Genomic DNA, 16,812 nt, shown 5'->3' on the forward strand with positions numbered 1-16,812 from the left:
TGGTCTTAAGTAAGATGTGAACAGCGCAACGAAACCCTTATCCTATTCGCTTTTTTTAGGAAAAAGCCTGTCCATGCCGTGAATTATCGGGAAACCAGGTGCCGGTCGTACCAAAAAACCAGGTACCAGTCGTACAATAAGCTTTAGACAAAGCCTATCCGGGTATAAATTTTCTGCCTGGCTGTCCCTCTGCAATTAATAATTAACTTTGCGGTTTCCATAGCTTAAAATTTTTAAACATCTATATGAACAACGGATATTTCTATTTCGCCGAGCCGAAGAATGAGCCGGTACGCAGCTATGCACCCGGTTCGGCCGACGCTGAAAATCTTAAGAAAGCTATTGCCGAGCTCAAAGGCCAGCAACGCGATATTCCCATGTATATCAATGGCAAAGAGGTACGTACAGGTAAAACACAGGCAATCCGTCCGCCACACGAAACGGCCCACCTGCTGGGCCATTTTCACGAAGGCGATGCGAGCCATGTTAAAGACGCGATCGCCGCTGCACTGGCGGCCCGTGAGCAATGGGCTGCGACCAGCTGGGAGCACCGTGCGGCCGTGTTTATGAAGGCTGCAGAGCTGCTGGCCACCAAATACCGTTTCCGCATGAACGCCGCCACCATGCTGGGACAAAGCAAGAATGCCTACCAGGCTGAGATCGACAGCGCCTGTGAGCTGATCGACTTCCTGCGTTTCAATGTTCATTTCCTGAGCGATATCTATAAGCAACAACCTATTTCTCCCGAAGGCTTCAACAATCGTATGGAATACCGTGCGCTGGAGGGTTTTGTGCTGGCAGTAACGCCCTTCAACTTTACGGCTATCGGCGGCAACCTGCCTACTGCGCCGGCTATGTGCGGCAATGTGGTGGTGTGGAAACCTGCCAATACCCAGATCTATTCCGCTTCCGTATTCATGGAGATACTGAGGGAAGCCGGTTTGCCCGATGGCGTGATCAACCTGGTATATACAAGCGGTCCGGTGGTAGGCGAGATATGCTTTGACCATCCGGATTTTGCCGGGGTGCATTTTACCGGTTCTACCGGCGTATTCCAGGGCATGTGGAAGAGCATCGGCAACAATATTGCCAAGTATAAATCTTATCCCCGTATTGTAGGTGAGACCGGTGGTAAGGATTTTGTTTTTGTACATCCTTCGGCTGATGTGGACGCTGTAGTAGCCAACCTGGTGCGCGGCGCTTTCGAATACCAGGGGCAAAAATGCTCCGCGGCTTCACGAGCCTACCTGCCTTCCAACCTGGCCGAAGAGATCAAAAGTAAATTCATCGCCGAGTTGAAGACCCTGAAAATGGGACCAGTGGATGATTTCACCAACTTTATCAATGCCGTGATCGACGAAAAATCGTTCAACAGCCTGGTGAAATACATCGATGGTGTGAAGGATAGCAGCGAGGCTAAGATTATACACGGCGGTAGCTACGATAAGAGCAAAGGCTACTTTATCGAGCCTACCGTGATCGAAGCTACCAATCCTGATTATGTGACCATGTGCGAAGAACTGTTTGGCCCTGTGCTTACCATCCATACCTACGAGGCAAGCCAGTGGGAACAATTGCTCGACAAGGTAGACCACACTTCGGGTTATGCCCTTACCGGCGCTATCTTTGCCCATGACAGGGCTGTGATCGAGTTGCTGACAAAGAAGCTGGTGAATGCCGCAGGTAACTTCTATATCAACGATAAGCCTACGGGAGCCGTAGTCGGACAGCAGCCTTTTGGCGGCGCCCGCGCTTCCGGTACCAACGATAAGGCCGGTTCCATCCTGAACCTGTTCCGCTGGCTGAGCGCCCGTACGATCAAGGAAACATATGTGCCGGTAACCAATTACCGTTATCCTTTCCATCAATAAAGAAGGCGGATTTTTCCAGGATAAATAAAAGGCTGTTGGATGCTTGAAACGAAGCATCCGACAGCCTTTTAGCATTTTCCCTTTGCGACTAAAAAGGAAAAGAAATCACCGCAAAGAAGCAAAGGTTGCGCAAAGAACAGGAAGCACCTCCTTACTTTGTGTGCTTGGCGTTTAAAAAAGATTTATTCCTTAGCGCCCTTTGCGGTTAAAATAAAAAAAGAAATAACCGCAAAGAAGCAAAGGTTGCGCAAAGGACGCGAAGCTCTTCCTTACTTTGCGTGCTTTGCGTTTAAATAAGAATTATTCCTTAGCGCCCTTTGCGGTTAAAGAAATGAAATCGCTGCAAATAGGCCTTTGCCCGGCAGCGCTTCTATACAAATTTCATTTGTGTAGCCAGCCGGATCAAGACCGCCGTATTCTTTACATTGAATTTTGCCAGCAAGTGCTTTCTGTGGGTATCGATGGTCGTTGTGCTTACAAACAGCCGCTCTGCCATCTCTGCATTGGTCATGCCCTCGGCAATAAGCTGCAGTACCTCTGTTTCCCGTCGTGTGAGCACAGGGGCATCGGCCGTTTCGTTCTTTTTGATCATTTCGGAGGCCTCCAGGCTCAGGTATTGCCTGCGTTGCATTACGGTCTCTATGGCTTTCAGTATCTCTGCCTTTGATGCATTCTTAAGCAGGTAGCCCGATGCGCCCTTGTCCAGCATCCTGGAGATAAAGCTGAGCTGGTTAAACGTGCTTAAACCGATAACTTTTACGCCGGGATAGCGTTGCAGCACCTCTCCGCAAAGCTCGATGCCGCTGGTATCCGGTAGGTTAATATCCATCAGGATAACATCCGGTGTCTGTGTCCGGAGATAAGATAAACAGGCTGCCGCGTTATAGGCATATCCCAGCCAATCGATCTGCGGTTCCTGCTCCAGCATCGACCTGATGCCCTCAATCACCATGTAGTGATCATCTACTATAAACAGCTTTGTTTTCATCGTGCAATGAATTCAATGAATACGGAAGTCCCGACCGATGGCGCAGATTGTATATGCAGCTTGCCGTTGTGGTAGTCCAGCCGTGAGCGGATATTTTTCCAGCCGATCCCTTCAGCTGTTTTTAATGCATCGACATCAAATCCTTTACCGTCGTCTTCTACGGTAAGCGTTAGCAGGCCGGCTTCCCGGGTTGCCTGTACCATTACTTTGCGTGCCGAAGCATGTTTGATGGCATTGTTCAGCAGCTCCTGCACTATCCTGTATACGGTAATAGCGAGGGAATGTTCAACAGGAACCTTTTCCAGACCCATAGAGAGATAGGAAACCGCCACTACGCCGCTTACCGACAGCTGGTTGCAGAAATCGCTCAGCGCAGCATCCAGGCCAAATTTCGTTAAGGATTCCGGCATCATATTGTGTGCCACCCGGCGCATCTCCGTTATAGAATGGTCCAGCATATGAATGCTGTAGTCAAATGTTTTCCCTTGTTCTGCTTCCATAGCCACACTGGCCTTGATCGTGCCCAGGGAGTGCTTTATCCCCGAGAGCATGCCGCCCAGCCCGTCGTGCAGGTCTTTGGCCAGGCGCGACCGTTCCTGCTCTTCTCCCTTAAGAATAGCTTCGCTGGCCGTTAGTTTTTTTTCTCTTTCCAGCTCGGCGATGCGTTGCTTTTGTATCTTTTGCTTGTTCTTGATGTTCCGGTAGATCAGCAAGGCGAGCAGCAGTAGCAGCAGGGCTCCAATGCCCAGGGCCAGGGTAATGCTTTTGTGCTGCCGGAGGGTTAATTGATATAGTTTCTTATCGGCTTGTAGTGATTTGATGGCCGCCTGGTTTTTTTCAAATTCATACCTGGCCTCGTTGTTGCTGATAACGGTTTGGTTTTTTTCACCGATAATAGAATCATTTAAGGCCTGTGCCTGCTTCTGGTAAGCAAGGGCCACTTTGTAATTTCCCCTGTGCTCATTGAGCGTTGCCGCCTTAAGCAATAAGTCCTTCCGCTCATACTTTGTTTCGAGCTGTATTGCCAGCTGTAACCCCTGCTGTATGGCCTTCTCGGCCAACGCAAAGTTGCGGGTTTGTATATAGAGATCAGCCTTGCCCATATAGGCATACATTTCGTATTCCGGTACCTGCTTTTGCCTGGAAAGGGCAATCACCTTATCGAAATAGTATGCGGCGGGAACGCTATTGTTTTGCCCGCTATAGACGCCGGCTTTGCCCAGCCAGGCATCGAGGAACGAGATATCATCGTGCTGCTCCCCAGCTATGTTTTCTATCTTATGAAATAGCACGAGCGCCGTATCGTACTGCTTCAGGTATACCGCCGCAGTAGCCAGGTTGTACAGGCTGGAAGCTACTGCCATATCATCCTTCAGCTGCTGCGCATACTGCAATGCACGTTGTGCATATTGCTTCGCTTTTTCAAATTGTGCCAGGGACAGGAATACCGCAGCGAGGTTATTGTTAGCGAGGCGTTGCAGCTTTATATCAGCGATCTGTTCTGCGTATTTTTTGGATTCGAGGTAATGTGCGGCCGCAGCATTAAAATCGGACAGGTACTGCCATTCGCTGCCGACGTTCAGATTAGCCACTGCCAGGTCTCTGGGACTGCCTATTTGCTTATAGATTTCCAGGGCCTTTTTTGAATCATCCAGTGCTTTCCGGAACTGCCCCTTATTGTTGAGCACAGTGATGGCATTACCGGCATAGGCCGCTTCTCCTCTCCTGTAGCCTATTGCCTGTGCTAGTTGTTGCGCCTTACGATAATAGTATAGCGCAGAGTCTCCATCCTTTTCTTCAAGCAAAGCCCCATAGCTATAATACAGGGAAACGGTGGCCGTATCCTGGCGCGCAACAGCTATAAGACGCTGCAGGCTGTCTTTCGCATTTTCCTGCCGGGCGAAAGCCATATTGGATAGCAGACCCAAAATGATAGCTGCTTTTTTCATGGATCATTTTTACGGGATCAGGCTCATTGCCGTTTAAAAATAGGAAATTATATGCTGACATTTTATTCAACGAAGACGCGGATAGCCAAACCTGCAGTGTATCGCCCCGGGCCCAGGCCAGGAGTATTGTAGCCATATAGCATAAAAATGCCCTTGCCGGGTAGTTTGCGGCAGGGGACAAAAAATCCCCTAAAAACAGGAGAAGAACAACGGCAGGCCTGTACGAGTTTTGCGCTATCATTATTTCTTAACCCTTTAAACAGTAAACATGAAAAAGACCCTGAAAAAACTCGACCTGCGCAAAAAGCAAATCGTTCCACTCATCGCTGCCGACCTGGTATTGGGCGGTCTGCGAAAACCCAATACCTCCGGCAATACCGGTAAAGGTGGTGGCTGGACCTGCGATAGCTGCATCACTATGCCCGGCCAGAAAGGATGCCCTAAGTAGTCGTTCTATCTGCTGCAACAGCATTACCGGAAGCGATCTTTGTTTCCTCATTTATCCTGTAACCCCTATAAAACTAAAGTCATGAAAAAGAACCTGCAAAAACTCGACCTGGGCAAAAAGCAAATCGTTCAGCTCACGGCCACGAACCAGGTATGGGGTGGTCTGCAGAGAGCCAATGCCAATACCGGCAAGGGCGGCGGATGGACCTGCGACAGCTGTATCTCTATGCCGGGCCAGAAAGGATGCCCTAAATAAACATTCCTTTGGAGGCGAGGGGCTATCTGGTAACGTGGATAGCCCCTCGTGTTCTTTTTAGGAGACACAGTAGCAAAATTGCGAAAGATAAGAAGCGCAAAGCCTGTCGTATTCTTGCTCTGAAAGCAGATCAGGCGATGCTTTGTAGCTGGGTAAGCCGGTAATAGCTGCCCGACTCGTTGTTCATCAGTTCTGTGTGGCTACCTTGTTCTACGATCTCGCCATCCTGGAGTATGATAATCTCATCGGCTTCTTTGATCGTGCTTAGCCGGTGTGCGATCACAATAGTGGTACGGCCTTTCATCAGGTTGTTCAGGGCATCCTGCACCAGTCGCTCCGATTCGGTATCCAATGCTGATGTCGCTTCGTCCAGTATCAATATGGATGGATCTTTAAATACCGCTCTGGCAATGCTGAGGCGCTGCCGCTGACCGCCGGAAAGACGCATGCCACGGTCGCCGATGACGGTATGGTAGCCCTCTTCCGTATCCATAATAAAGGCATGCGCATTAGCCGCCCTGGCCGCATGCACCACATCTTCCATGCGTGCAGACGGATGTCCGAGGGCAATATTGTTGAATATGGTATCGTTAAAAAGAATGATCTCCTGTGTTACAAAGCTCATATGGCTACGCAGGGACTCCATAGTATACTGCTTTACGTTTTTACCATCGATCATCACCGCGCCCCCGGTAACATCGTAGAACCGCGGGATCAGGTCGGCAATGGTCGACTTCCCTACGCCTGATGGCCCTACAAGGGCAATGGTTTTCCCTTTTTCGATCCTGATGTTTATTCCTTTCAGCACAGGCTTGTCTGTATAGCCAAAGCCTACGCCATCGAAGGTTATCTCCCGGCAGAAAGCCGGCAGCGGTATCGCATCGGGAGCATCTGCCACCTCCACTTTTTTATCCAGTATTTCCAATATACGCTCGCCCGACGCCCGTCCCGTCTGCATATTGGACAAGGCCGTCACAATAGCCTTTGCCGGACGGATGACCTGGGAAAATATGGCGATGAAAGCGATAAAAGCGCTGGCCTGCAGGCCGTTGTTACGGGCCAGCACCAGTCCACCGCCATAAACGAGGATACAGGCCACGACCAGCACGCCGGCGGCCTCTGAAAAAGCCGGCGCCAGCTCCCTTTTGTTGAAGGATGCCAGGCTGGCTTTGCGGTAAAAATCATTTTCCCTGCTAAATCTTTTTACAACAAAGCCGGTAGCATTGAACGCCCTTATAATACGCATGCCCAGCAGGGATTCATCGATGAGTGTGAGCAGACGGCCCGCCGAAGCCTGTACGTCCTTGGCTTCCCTGCGCAGCTTTCTGGTAACCGCTGCAATAGCCAGCGCAGAGACAGGGATAATGATAAGGGTAAATAAGGTAAGTTTTGCCGATATGGCAAAGAGCGCGATGAAGTAACCGATCATCACGTAAGGCTCCTTGAACAATACTTCCAGTGAGCTCGCGGCGGCGCCTTCTATCCCGTACACATCCGTATTCAACCTGGAAATAAGGTCTCCCTTGTGCTCCCGGGTAAAATACCCCAGGTGCAATTGGTTGATCTTTTCGAAAAGGGCTTCCCTCAGACGCTTTACCAGCAAGGTCCTTGTGTTGATGAGGCAGCGTTGGGCCAGGTAACGGAAAATATTGGTCAGCAGTACCGCCGACACGATCATTATGGCGAGGAAATAAAGCGCATATGCCGGGTTGCTCGTTTTGAAATGGTATATCAGGTGATAGAAATAACTTTTAAAGAAAGAAGCAGAGCATTCAAACGACGGCGCAGTGGCGTAAGCGGTGGCATCGGCTGTATTGACGGGATCAAAAAGAAAATTGAGCAGAGGTATAATGAGCGCAAACTGGAAGATACCGAAAAAGACACCCAACAGGGTAAATGCGAAAAAGGGAAAAATAAACCGGTGGAAAGGCCTCACATATTGCAGTAAACGGCGGTATATCTTCATAAGGGTAATGTTAGGTATTAGTATAAAGTACGATAAACTTCCAGATAAGCGGTTGCTGCCTTTTTCCAGCAAAAAGATTCGCTTCGTTTTTGTATCTGGTCCCGCATTTCCTGTAGCCGGTAGCGGGCCATACCATCGGAAAAGACGCTGTTCATATGGTCTTCGCTGAAATCATGAAAGTAAAAGGCGGCATCGCGGCCTATTTCAGGTAAGGCTGTGCGCCCCGACAGGAAGACGGGCTTACCAACCGACATCGCTTCCATTACTGTGAGGCCAAAACCCTCGGCGAGAGAGGGCAATACGAATGCGTAGCAGTTGTGGTAATACCAGGATTTTTCATTTTCCGATATGTTGCCCAGCATCCGGAGCCGGTGACTTACCCCCAGATCACTGGCTATGCGGTGGATAAGGGATTCATAATCGCTATCCTGTCGCGGCCCTGCAATCAACAGCTCCATCTGTTCCTGTTGCCTTAGTAGGGGCAGCAGCACATGGAAATTCTTCTTGGCGCAAAGGGTACCGAGGGAGAACAGGAAAGGCCTTGCCGGTTTGTAAGAATAGGGGAATAAAGACGGCTGCTCCAGGTGGTTGGTTCCATTGTGGATCGTATAAACCTGCTTGTTGCCGGTGTCGCAGTGCCGTTGTACATCATCGTAGCAGAAACGGGATACGCAGACGATGGCATCGCTTCTATCGATATTGGCCTGCAGGTGTCGCAGGTACCGCTCTTTTTTGGCTTTGCTCTTCGGTTCGTAAAGGAAATTGAGATCGTGTATGCTCAGCACTACCTTGATCCTCCGGTTCCGGAACGGCAGGTAATCGGAGTTCTGGTAGGTACCGTGCCAGATATCAAAAGAACGCAGCGCGGGCATGAGGAACTTCCGGAGAGGATGCTGGTACAATACAGGGCCCTGGAAAGCCGGCACAGCATTGGGAGGAATAAAGAATGCCATCTGCTCCCTCGCCGGATCCTGCTGCCGGGCTATATGAAGACCCAGGTTAAGGCAATAATGATACAGACCGGTATTGCTGTACTTCATCCGTTCGCAATCGAATACGATATGTTTCATGCTTTATTATTCTGTCTTCATCCTTGTGAAAATTTCATCACAAAAGGGTTGTGTTTTTAGAAAACCTGTCACAAAATACATGGTAATAAAGTGTAACATCATTGTTGGGCTAGCTGAAACGGGATTTTCACTGTCTGAATTTCCACTCATATTTAATTTAAATGCGTTTATTTGAAGCCTGGATCGCTACATGTATTATTTACACCGTATCCAGTTGATCTGAAAAATGATGCATACTATAATACTGGATTGCGACCTGATGAAACATGCCCACTCCGGCTTGTACCACTATTGTCTTAATGTAGGCCTGGCGGTAAATCAGCTATTACCACAGATGGGGAATTTAGCTTTGAAAATGTATGTACCACCGCAGCAGAAAGAGGCTTTTGAGGGAAAAGTGAACGCGATTACAGAGCGTGCCTGGCATAGGCTATGGCGGCCTTTTCTGAATAGCTGTGCTGTATGGCATGCACCTTTCCAGTCGGGGCGGATGATCCCTGACAAAAAAAGACACCCCGGTATTAAAGTATTGCTTACAATCCACGACCTGAACCCCCTGCATGAAGGCAAACCGCAGGAAGAGCAGCAACGCAGCCTTTTGCATACGCAGGGATTGATCGATCAAAGCGATGCGATCGTATGTATCTCTGAGTTTACCAAAAGTGATGTGCTGAAGCATTGCGCTACGGGGAACAAACCGGTTGTGGTGATACACAATGGCATTCACCGCTTGCATGCCGAACCCAGTGTACCGCAGCAGGTAAGCGGGAACAGACCTTTTCTCTTCGGAATGGGATATGTGAACCGGAAAAAAAATTTTCATGTACTGCTCCCGTTATTGAAGCATAACCCCGGGCTGGAGCTGGTGATTGCCGGCCGGCTGGATGATCCCGATTACGTATCTGCTATGAAGACCGCTGCGGAAGCCATGCAGGTGTCTGACCAGCTAAGGCTGACTGGCCCTGTGCCCGAAGCAGAGAAGAGCTGGTACCTTGCTAATTGCCTGGCCTTTGTGCACCCATCGCTGGCCGAAGGTTTTGGCGCTCCGGTAGTGGAGGCAATGCATTTTGGTAAACCACTTTTCCTGTCCAACCGTACAGCGTTGACGGAGATCGGCGGCGATATCGCTTTTTATTTTTCTTCTTTTGAAGAAACGCATTTGCAGCAGGTCTTTAGTGATGGAATGGCAACCTTTCGCAGGCTTGGTATGGGGCCAGCCGTTATGGCGCGCGGCCATGCCTTCAACTGGCAAAAAAGCGCTGCACAGTATATAAATGTATACCAATCCCTGATAGACTAATGAGCGATACCGGCAAGAAATGGAATACCAACTTGAACAGGGGAGGGGATCGCAGAAGATCTGAACTCTGTAAGGCTATGGACTGGCAGGCTGAATGGTTCCGGCGATGGGTTGCGGAATTGCGGGAGCCTGCCCGCTTTCACCGGAAGCAGTGGGAGTTTGTATACATCATGCAGGCGCTGTGGGAGCGGGGCTGTATTGCACCGGGCAAAAAAGGACTTGTTTTTGCTGTAGGAACGGAGCCCTTGCCGTCGTTATTTGCCAATTACGGCTGCGACATACTGGCTACGGATATTTTTACGGGAGAGGGAGAAGCAAAAGGCTGGGCAAACGGCGACCAGCTATGCCGCGGCCTCGCCTCCCTCAACAAAAGAGGCCTGACCGATGAGGCAACCTTGCAAAAGCATGTGCAGTACAGGGCTGTGGATATGAATCATATTCCGGCAACACTCAGGAATTTTGATTTCAACTGGTCCAGCTGCTCCTTTGAGCACCTGGGTAGCATTTCGAGGGGCATCGCTTTTTTGAAAAACCAGTTGCGTACGCTAAGGCCCGGCGGATGGGCGGTGCATACCACCGAATTCAATATCTCTTCTAACGATCATACGCTGGAAAGCGGCGATACGGTTATTTTCCGGATGAAAGACCTGGAGCAGCTGGCCGCATGCCTGAGGAAGGAAGGGCATTTTGTGGAAGAGCTGGATTATTCCCTGGGCGGGCTTCCGCAGGATTTTGATGTCGATGTATTTCCCCATATGGAGCAAGTACACCTTAAGCTGCAGCTTAATGAATTTGTGGTCACGTCGATAGGGCTCATCATACAAAAAAAGAAGCGTTTTTTCTGAGCCGGGTGTTTGCTTCCGGAAGTACCCGGCATAGCAACAGAGAGGATGCCTATGCGCAAGATAGCATCCTTCGGTCTGAATGCAAATGGGGCCGTCCCTACTTTTGGAACAGCCCCATTTGGCGTTTATATTCTTACGTTAATGTGTCGCCAGCTTTTTGATCATTCTGTCGGATACGGGATCGGCATAGACGCCAAAGGCATTCATCAATATCCCTTTTACGTCGTGGTTCTCCGATGAAATGGCATAGACCACATTTTCATCTCCGGGATCGGTAATGCCTTCAAAGCGAAAGACCCTGTCAATATTGAAGTCTTCAGGATTCAATCTTTTTTGTCCCCCTTCGTAGCTCAGGCAGTCGTTGTCGAGGTTGAAATCGTAAGTATAACCTTTCTTTTCCAGCCAGGCAATGGCATCGGTTACGGTTGAAAAATCGGGGTGTTCGTTTATTTCTTGTATATCTGCCATAACGAATGGTTTTAGTGGATCAAAAAAGTGCTGTAGCGCTGCTATTTGGCCGTAGCGCGCAGCATCCAGGCCATTGTTTCGTGCTGCTCCACAAGCCCGGTAATAAAATCGGCGCTACCGGCGTCTTTGTATTTTTCCTGAAACTTATCGATATCGCTGCGCAGCCTGCGGATAATGGTTTCGTGGTCGTCCAGTAATTGCTGCAGCATATTGGCCGAGCTGGTACCGGCGTCTTCATTTTCCAGCAAAGAAGCCTCCTGCAAAAAATGCTTCATAGAGCCCAGCGCATAGTGGCCGATCTTACGGATACGTTCCGCTACTTCATCCATGATATTGGCCAGTTGGTTGTATTGCTTTTCAAAAAACAGGTGCAGGTCGTGGAACTGGGCGCCTTCCACATTCCAATGGAATTTCCTGGTTTTGGTATAAAGCAGGAACTCATCGGCGAGCAATTTATTCAGCTCATCGGCTACCGCCTGTTTGTTACCGGCGCTGATGCCGATATTGGCCTCGGTTAAGCCGGCCTCATTCGTTTTTGATTTTGATGAAGTCTTTGCCATGTGTACTTTGATTTGTGTTGTGATTGTGTTAGATAAAATGACAAATCAAAATTAAAAAGGTTTGCCAAGGTAGCTACACCTTTCAACGTGTTAATTTTCAGTTCATCCGATTGAATATATCTATAAAGCCTGCTACAGAAAGAAAGCTGTCTTTTGAGGGTGGTTTCGTTTTCCCGGGACAGACTTTTCCCTGGCGAATTGGCCGGTGGCGAAGAAAAAATCCCCCACAGGCAATCTGCGGGGGATATATAAAGCCGGTTGTCGGGTATTAATTCAATTTCATCTCGCCGATGAGGTTGTTGGCACCACCGTATTTGTCGATGAGCCACAACACAAAGCGGATATCGACCACGATAGTCCTCTTGTATTTTTTGTCGAAGGCGATATCGCCGCTCATCGCCTCCCAGTTGCCATCGAAAGCCAGGCCCAGCAGCTCGCCGCTACCGTTGATCACCGGGCTGCCACTATTGCCGCCGGTAATATCGTTGTTGGTGATGAAGCAGGTTACCAGTTCGCCATTGGCATTGGCGTAGCGGCCATATTCTTTGGTTTTGCAAAGGTCCAGAAAGTTCTGGGGCAGGTCAAACTCTTCGTCGCCGGGCTTATACTTATCCAGCAGTCCGTCTATAGTGGTGTAGTAATCATAGGTCACGGCGTCCTGCGGATGATAACCTCCTACGGTACCGTAGGTAATACGCATAGTGCTGTTGGCATCGGGATAGAACAGCTTGCCCTGGTTCTTCTGCATCAGCCCTTTGATGTATTGCTGGCTCAGGCTTTCTTTGGTCTTGCCAAACTGCTCCTGGCGCGGCTTGTAGTTCTGCTCGTAGTTATTGACAAAGCTTAGCGCATATTGCACTGCCGGATCGGCATCCAGCTTTTCGAGGCTGGGGTCTGAACAAAAGTTCTCAAACTTAACCTCGTCGAGCAGGAAGGTGTTGAGGAAGGCATAGTTGGCAAAATCGTTGAAAGTCTTGGTCCAGTCGCTATTGCCAAATTGTTTGAAGATAAACCGCTGGTAAAAGTCGGGCTGCTGCCCGTGAGGAACATCCTTATAAAACAGCTCAGCTGTACGCGCCAGCATCTCCTGTTCGGCTGCCGGTACAAAATCTTTCATCACCTCTTTCCTTGCCTTGCGCAACTCGGCTACTTCCTTGCCTATCTCTTCGGCCTTGGTCTTCCTGTCGGAAAGCAGCTGGTGCAGCTTGTTGGTCTTTGCCGCCAGCCTGGCCAGGCCCGATCCCATGAAGCATTCGGTATAGTAGACATTGTGCTTGGCATAGGGCCGGTATTCAGTATAGGCACGCGCATATTGGTTCATGAGGTCTTCGTAATCCCTGTTCGTGGCTTTGGCCCATGAGGTGAAATCCTGCTCCTGGCGCTGTTTTTCGTCGATCACCCGCAGGCGCTTTAGCTGCTCGGTCTGGCCTATGAAGTATTTCCAATAGTTGGCGATACGGGCATAGCTCGATGCCAATTTCAGGTTTACCGCCGGATCTTTGCGCATATAGTTACGCATGATGCCAAGACGCATATCCCTGATCTTTACAATGGAAGGATTGACCTCGTTGATCGCCATGTCCACACCATAGGAGGTTTCATAGCGATTGGTACGGCCGGGATAGCCCATTACCATGGCAAAATCGTTTTCCTTCACACCCTGGGTCGATACCGGCAGGAACTGCTTGGGTTTATAAGGTACATTAGCTTTGGAATAAGGCGCCGGGTTATTGTTCTTATCGGCGTACACGCGGAACATAGAGAAGTCGGCGGTATGACGGGGCCACATCCAGTTGTCGGTGTCGCCGCCGTATTTGCCCAATGATTTTGGGGGCGTTCCTACCATGCGCACATCGTTAAATACCTGGTATACCAGCAGGATATATTGGTTGCCGTTGAAATAGGAGGTAACGGAAGCGCTGTAGCGGCCATTCTCGTTGGCCTTTTTTTCCAGCTCTTCTTTTACCTTGTCCATTGCCTTTTTCTTTTTCTCCTCCGAAGGGCTGTTCTCGCCGGCCTTCAGCATTTGATTGGTCACATCTTCCATGCGTACCAGGAACTTGACCGAAAGGCCCGGAGCAGCAATCTCCTCATCGAAGCTTTTGGCCCAGAAACCGTTCTCGAGGTAGTTGTTTTCCACAGTGCTCAGCTCGGCTATGCTACCGTAGCCACAGTGGTGGTTGGTGATCAGCAAGCCGTTGGGGGAAATGATCTCGCCGGTGCAGCCGCCGCCGAAATGTACGATGGCATCCTTAAGGCTGGAATGATTGGCGCTGTAAAGATCTTCGGCGGTGAGCTTAAGACCCATGCGCTGCATCTCATCGTAATTTTTACCGATGAGCATGGGGATCCACATGCCTTCGTCTGCCCTGGCAGAAAAAAGCGCGGACATCGCGAATATGCTTAATAGAATTTTTTTCATGCCTGCAAAAATATAAAATGTTCGGTGCCGTTTCTCACCCCTTTAGCGGGGAAAACAATATGATAAAATGCATAATAATGTGGCGGTGTTGGCATATAGCGATGTTGTGGGCAATATCACTACATGCCAACACGATGGTGCAATATCTATTTCCGACTATCCCGATGTAGGAAACGAAGCCGGTCCTTGAGCTGGCCGAAAGGACAAAGATGATGCTTCGGACAGGCTTAGTAACCGTTAACCGGTAGCAATTTGTATCCTGTTTCCTATATCGGGATACTCACTCATCTATTTACAATAATTCAGCAGGAAATCGACCACCATGCGCATGCCGTAGGCCGTGCCACCGGCGGTACGGTAGTCTTTCCGTGTCAGGATATGGGATACCCCGGCAATGTCAAAATGCATCCAGGGATAATCGGTAAAATGCTCCAGGAATTTGCCGGCGGTGATGGCGCCGCCCGAAGGGCCGCCGATATTTTTCAGGTCGGCAATGTCGGATTTGATCAAGTCGCCGTATTCTTCCCATAAGGGATATTCTACCAGGCGCTCGTATTGGTTAAAGCCGCTTTGGTGCAGCTGTTGCTTGATCGTGTCGGCCGCTGTACCCATGGTTACGATGCCCACATCACCTATGGCTACGGAGGCAGCGCCGGTGAGGGTAGCGAAGTCGAGCACCAGCTCCGGCCTGTATTTTTTGGCATAGTGCAGGGCATCGGCGAGCACCAGGCGGCCTTCTGCATCGGTATTCAGCACCTCGACCGTAGTGCCGCTGTACATGGTGATCACATCGCCGGGCACATAGGCATTTTCGCCCGGGCGGTTTTCGGTGGCGGGTATCAAGCCCACCAGGTGCAGGGGAAGATCGAGCTGTGCCGCTACATACAGCACGCCGGTTACCAGCGCAGCGCCGCTCATGTCGCTTTTCATACGATCCATCGAATTGGGCGTAGGCTTGAGGCTGAGACCACCGGTATCGTATACAATGCCTTTGCCTACCAACACTATCGGGTTCTTATTGATCACGCGGGTAGGGCGGTGCTCCATAATGGTAAAGGTCGGTGGCAATATGCTGCCGCGGTTCACCGCCAGCAGGCCGCCCATATTGAGCTGCTCTATTTTAGCTTTGCCCAGTACGTTCACCCGGAAGCCGGCTTCCTTACCGATATTGGTGATCTCCTTTGACAGTTGCTCCGCGGTGAGGAAGCTAAGCGGCTCATTGACCAGTGTGCGCACCAGGTAGGCTGCCTCGCATACGGCCTGGAGCTGTTTCAGATCTTTAAGGGTAATGCTTTGTTTTTCGAAGCCGATATCGGTGAGTGTGTGGGTGATCTTGCGGGCGTCGGATTTATACTTAAGGAACTGGTAGGCGGCGAGGGTAAGGCCTTCCGCAACAAGATAAGCGGCGACCGGTTCGGTACTGAGATTGGTAATAGTGATCTCTTTGGCCTTGCTTTTCTGCAGTAGTTGCTGAAGCTCGGCGCCCAGCTTGCGCAAGGTTTCCCGGCTTTGATAGCTTTCCTTTTTTGGTGTAAGGTAGATAAGGTATATCTGGTATTCGAACCGGTTGAAGGAAATGATCTTTTGCTCGTTCCTGATCTGCAGTTCCAGGTAGGTCGTTTCTTCCTTGGTGAGCCCGGCGTTCCTGAACTGGCTGGCGTTGTCGGTGATATAGATCAGCTGCCCTTTGGGGCTTTTGTGCATTCTGAAGAACATAGCTTGCTATTAGAGTGATCAAAGCGCAAAAATAGCAATTATACCTCCAGGTCGTACGCCGGTTCAACGTTCCAGTATTGGATCGGGAACGGCCAGCGCCAGCAGCTGTATCGCCTTCTTCTGGAAATCGATCAGGGCTTTTAATTCTTCTTTCAGCGACCGGATCTCTTGTATCAGGGTTTGCTCGCTGTCGGGTGCCGCAGCAGCTGGCGCCCCCTCCTGCGGAAGGCTTTCCTCCCTTTCCTCAGATGCCGCTGTATGCTGCAGCAAGGTGGCAAGGTCGGTCTTCAGAATGTCGGCAATAGAGGAAAGGAGCCTTACATCCATAGATTTATTAACACCTCTTTCCATCTTGGCATAGGTGCGCTCGTCCATATAGAGGCGCATAGCCATTTCTCTTTGTGTAATCCCTCTGAAGCGGCGTAGTCTTTTAATATTCGTACGGATATTGGCCAAAATCATATAGCAATTCGAGATTAAATTTTAACAAATTTGTCTCCTGTAGTGCCCTTGGTTAAATGGCTTGGTTGTGGTGGATTGGTGCTGCAAGATAGAAATATATTTTAGGTTATAATGCAAAATGAAAAGCATTATGGTGCTAAATCAGGGTTATCCCTTAGTTATTACGGATACTCATTATTTATCAATGGCATCATTATTTATTGTTTTTCGAATAAAAGAACAGTTGTTTTAATGTTAATAATTAATTTATAATCATAGAATTGTAACAATTCAAAGTTCTTCTTTGTTGAATCGGGAAATATTATGAAATTAATCATCGCTATTAAAATATTTCTTTTGAAGGGGGCATGAATGTGGGGGTGTATTATGCATTTTGCATAATAATATTAAATATAAGTCATTTTGCGCCCCCTTACCTACCTAAAAGCGTCCCCTTTACGGTAACACAAATGGATACTTTTGCTATCTGAAAATTTAACCTTAATAAACAGA

The 16,812-nt window shown here is 49.4% G+C and carries 14 protein-coding genes; 5 read left to right on the forward strand and 9 right to left on the reverse strand.

The window, feature by feature from the left end:
- Positions 1–245: 245 nt before the first annotated feature.
- Positions 246–1,871: an L-glutamate gamma-semialdehyde dehydrogenase gene (gene pruA, locus DZK30_RS12925; protein WP_118974533.1), complete on the forward strand. Its 1,626-nt coding sequence runs from the start codon at positions 246–248 to the stop codon at positions 1,869–1,871.
- A gap of 370 nt (positions 1,872–2,241) precedes the next feature.
- On the opposite strand, the gene DZK30_RS12930 is transcribed toward pruA, so the two are convergent.
- On the reverse strand, positions 2,242–2,859 hold the full coding sequence (locus DZK30_RS12930) for a response regulator (protein ID WP_118974534.1): 618 nt from the start codon (positions 2,857–2,859) through the stop codon (positions 2,242–2,244).
- Positions 2,856–4,808, reverse strand: coding sequence for a tetratricopeptide repeat-containing sensor histidine kinase (locus tag DZK30_RS12935; RefSeq protein WP_118974535.1), 1,953 nt, complete (start codon positions 4,806–4,808; stop codon positions 2,856–2,858). Before DZK30_RS12935 ends, DZK30_RS12930 begins: the two co-directional genes overlap by 4 nt.
- 268 nt (positions 4,809–5,076) lie before the next feature.
- On the opposite strand from DZK30_RS12935, the gene DZK30_RS12940 reads away from it, so the two are divergent.
- Both DZK30_RS12940 and DZK30_RS25840 read left to right on the forward strand, forming a co-directional pair.
- Positions 5,077–5,256, forward strand: coding sequence for a hypothetical protein (locus DZK30_RS12940; RefSeq protein ID WP_118974536.1), 180 nt, complete (start codon positions 5,077–5,079; stop codon positions 5,254–5,256).
- Positions 5,257–5,337: 81 nt separating this feature from the next.
- On the forward strand, positions 5,338–5,511 hold the full coding sequence (locus DZK30_RS25840; RefSeq protein WP_162903060.1) for a hypothetical protein: 174 nt from the start codon (positions 5,338–5,340) through the stop codon (positions 5,509–5,511).
- A gap of 130 nt (positions 5,512–5,641) precedes the next feature.
- Here the strand turns inward: DZK30_RS25840 and DZK30_RS12945 are convergent, their stop codons facing one another.
- Both DZK30_RS12945 and DZK30_RS12950 read right to left on the reverse strand, forming a co-directional pair.
- Positions 5,642–7,477: an ABC transporter ATP-binding protein gene (locus DZK30_RS12945; protein ID WP_118974537.1), complete on the reverse strand. Its 1,836-nt coding sequence runs from the start codon at positions 7,475–7,477 to the stop codon at positions 5,642–5,644.
- Positions 7,478–7,494: 17 nt separating this feature from the next.
- Positions 7,495–8,547, reverse strand: a complete 1,053-nt coding sequence (locus DZK30_RS12950; protein ID WP_118974538.1) for a glycosyltransferase family 4 protein — start codon at positions 8,545–8,547, stop codon at positions 7,495–7,497.
- A 226-nt stretch (positions 8,548–8,773) separates the two neighbouring features.
- On the opposite strand from DZK30_RS12950, the gene DZK30_RS12955 reads away from it, so the two are divergent.
- Together DZK30_RS12955 and DZK30_RS12960 are read left to right on the forward strand one after the other, a co-directional pair.
- Positions 8,774–9,847 (forward strand): glycosyltransferase family 4 protein, encoded by a 1,074-nt coding sequence (locus tag DZK30_RS12955; RefSeq protein ID WP_118974539.1) that lies wholly within the window; start codon positions 8,774–8,776, stop codon positions 9,845–9,847.
- The gene (locus DZK30_RS12960) at positions 9,847–10,692 is read left to right on the forward strand and encodes a methyltransferase domain-containing protein (RefSeq protein ID WP_118974540.1); all 846 of its coding nucleotides are present in this window, start codon (positions 9,847–9,849) and stop codon (positions 10,690–10,692) included. Before DZK30_RS12955 ends, DZK30_RS12960 begins: the two co-directional genes overlap by 1 nt.
- Positions 10,693–10,830: 138 nt before the next feature.
- On the opposite strand, the gene DZK30_RS12965 is transcribed toward DZK30_RS12960, so the two are convergent.
- The 5 genes from DZK30_RS12965 to DZK30_RS12985 form a co-directional block, all read right to left on the reverse strand.
- Entirely contained in the window at positions 10,831–11,160 is a 330-nt protein-coding gene (locus DZK30_RS12965; protein WP_118974541.1) for a phosphoribosylpyrophosphate synthetase, read from the reverse strand.
- A gap of 41 nt (positions 11,161–11,201) precedes the next feature.
- Positions 11,202–11,720, reverse strand: a complete 519-nt coding sequence (locus DZK30_RS12970) for a Dps family protein (protein ID WP_118974542.1) — start codon at positions 11,718–11,720, stop codon at positions 11,202–11,204.
- 268 nt (positions 11,721–11,988) lie between these two features.
- Positions 11,989–14,112 carry a S46 family peptidase gene (locus DZK30_RS12975; protein ID WP_205529430.1) on the reverse strand — a complete coding sequence of 708 codons (2,124 nt, stop codon included), beginning with the start codon at positions 14,110–14,112 and terminating at the stop codon, positions 11,989–11,991.
- Positions 14,113–14,430: 318 nt separating this feature from the next.
- A complete protein-coding gene (locus DZK30_RS12980; RefSeq protein WP_205529431.1) occupies positions 14,431–15,858 on the reverse strand; it encodes a leucyl aminopeptidase family protein in 1,428 nt (475 codons plus the stop codon).
- Positions 15,859–15,921: 63 nt separating this feature from the next.
- Positions 15,922–16,320, reverse strand: a complete 399-nt coding sequence (locus DZK30_RS12985) for a helix-turn-helix domain-containing protein (RefSeq protein WP_118974544.1) — start codon at positions 16,318–16,320, stop codon at positions 15,922–15,924.
- Positions 16,321–16,812 lie beyond the last annotated feature (492 nt).

The sequence above is a fragment of the Taibaiella koreensis genome (assembly GCF_003545715.1).
Taxonomy (GTDB): domain Bacteria; phylum Bacteroidota; class Bacteroidia; order Chitinophagales; family Chitinophagaceae; genus Taibaiella; species Taibaiella koreensis.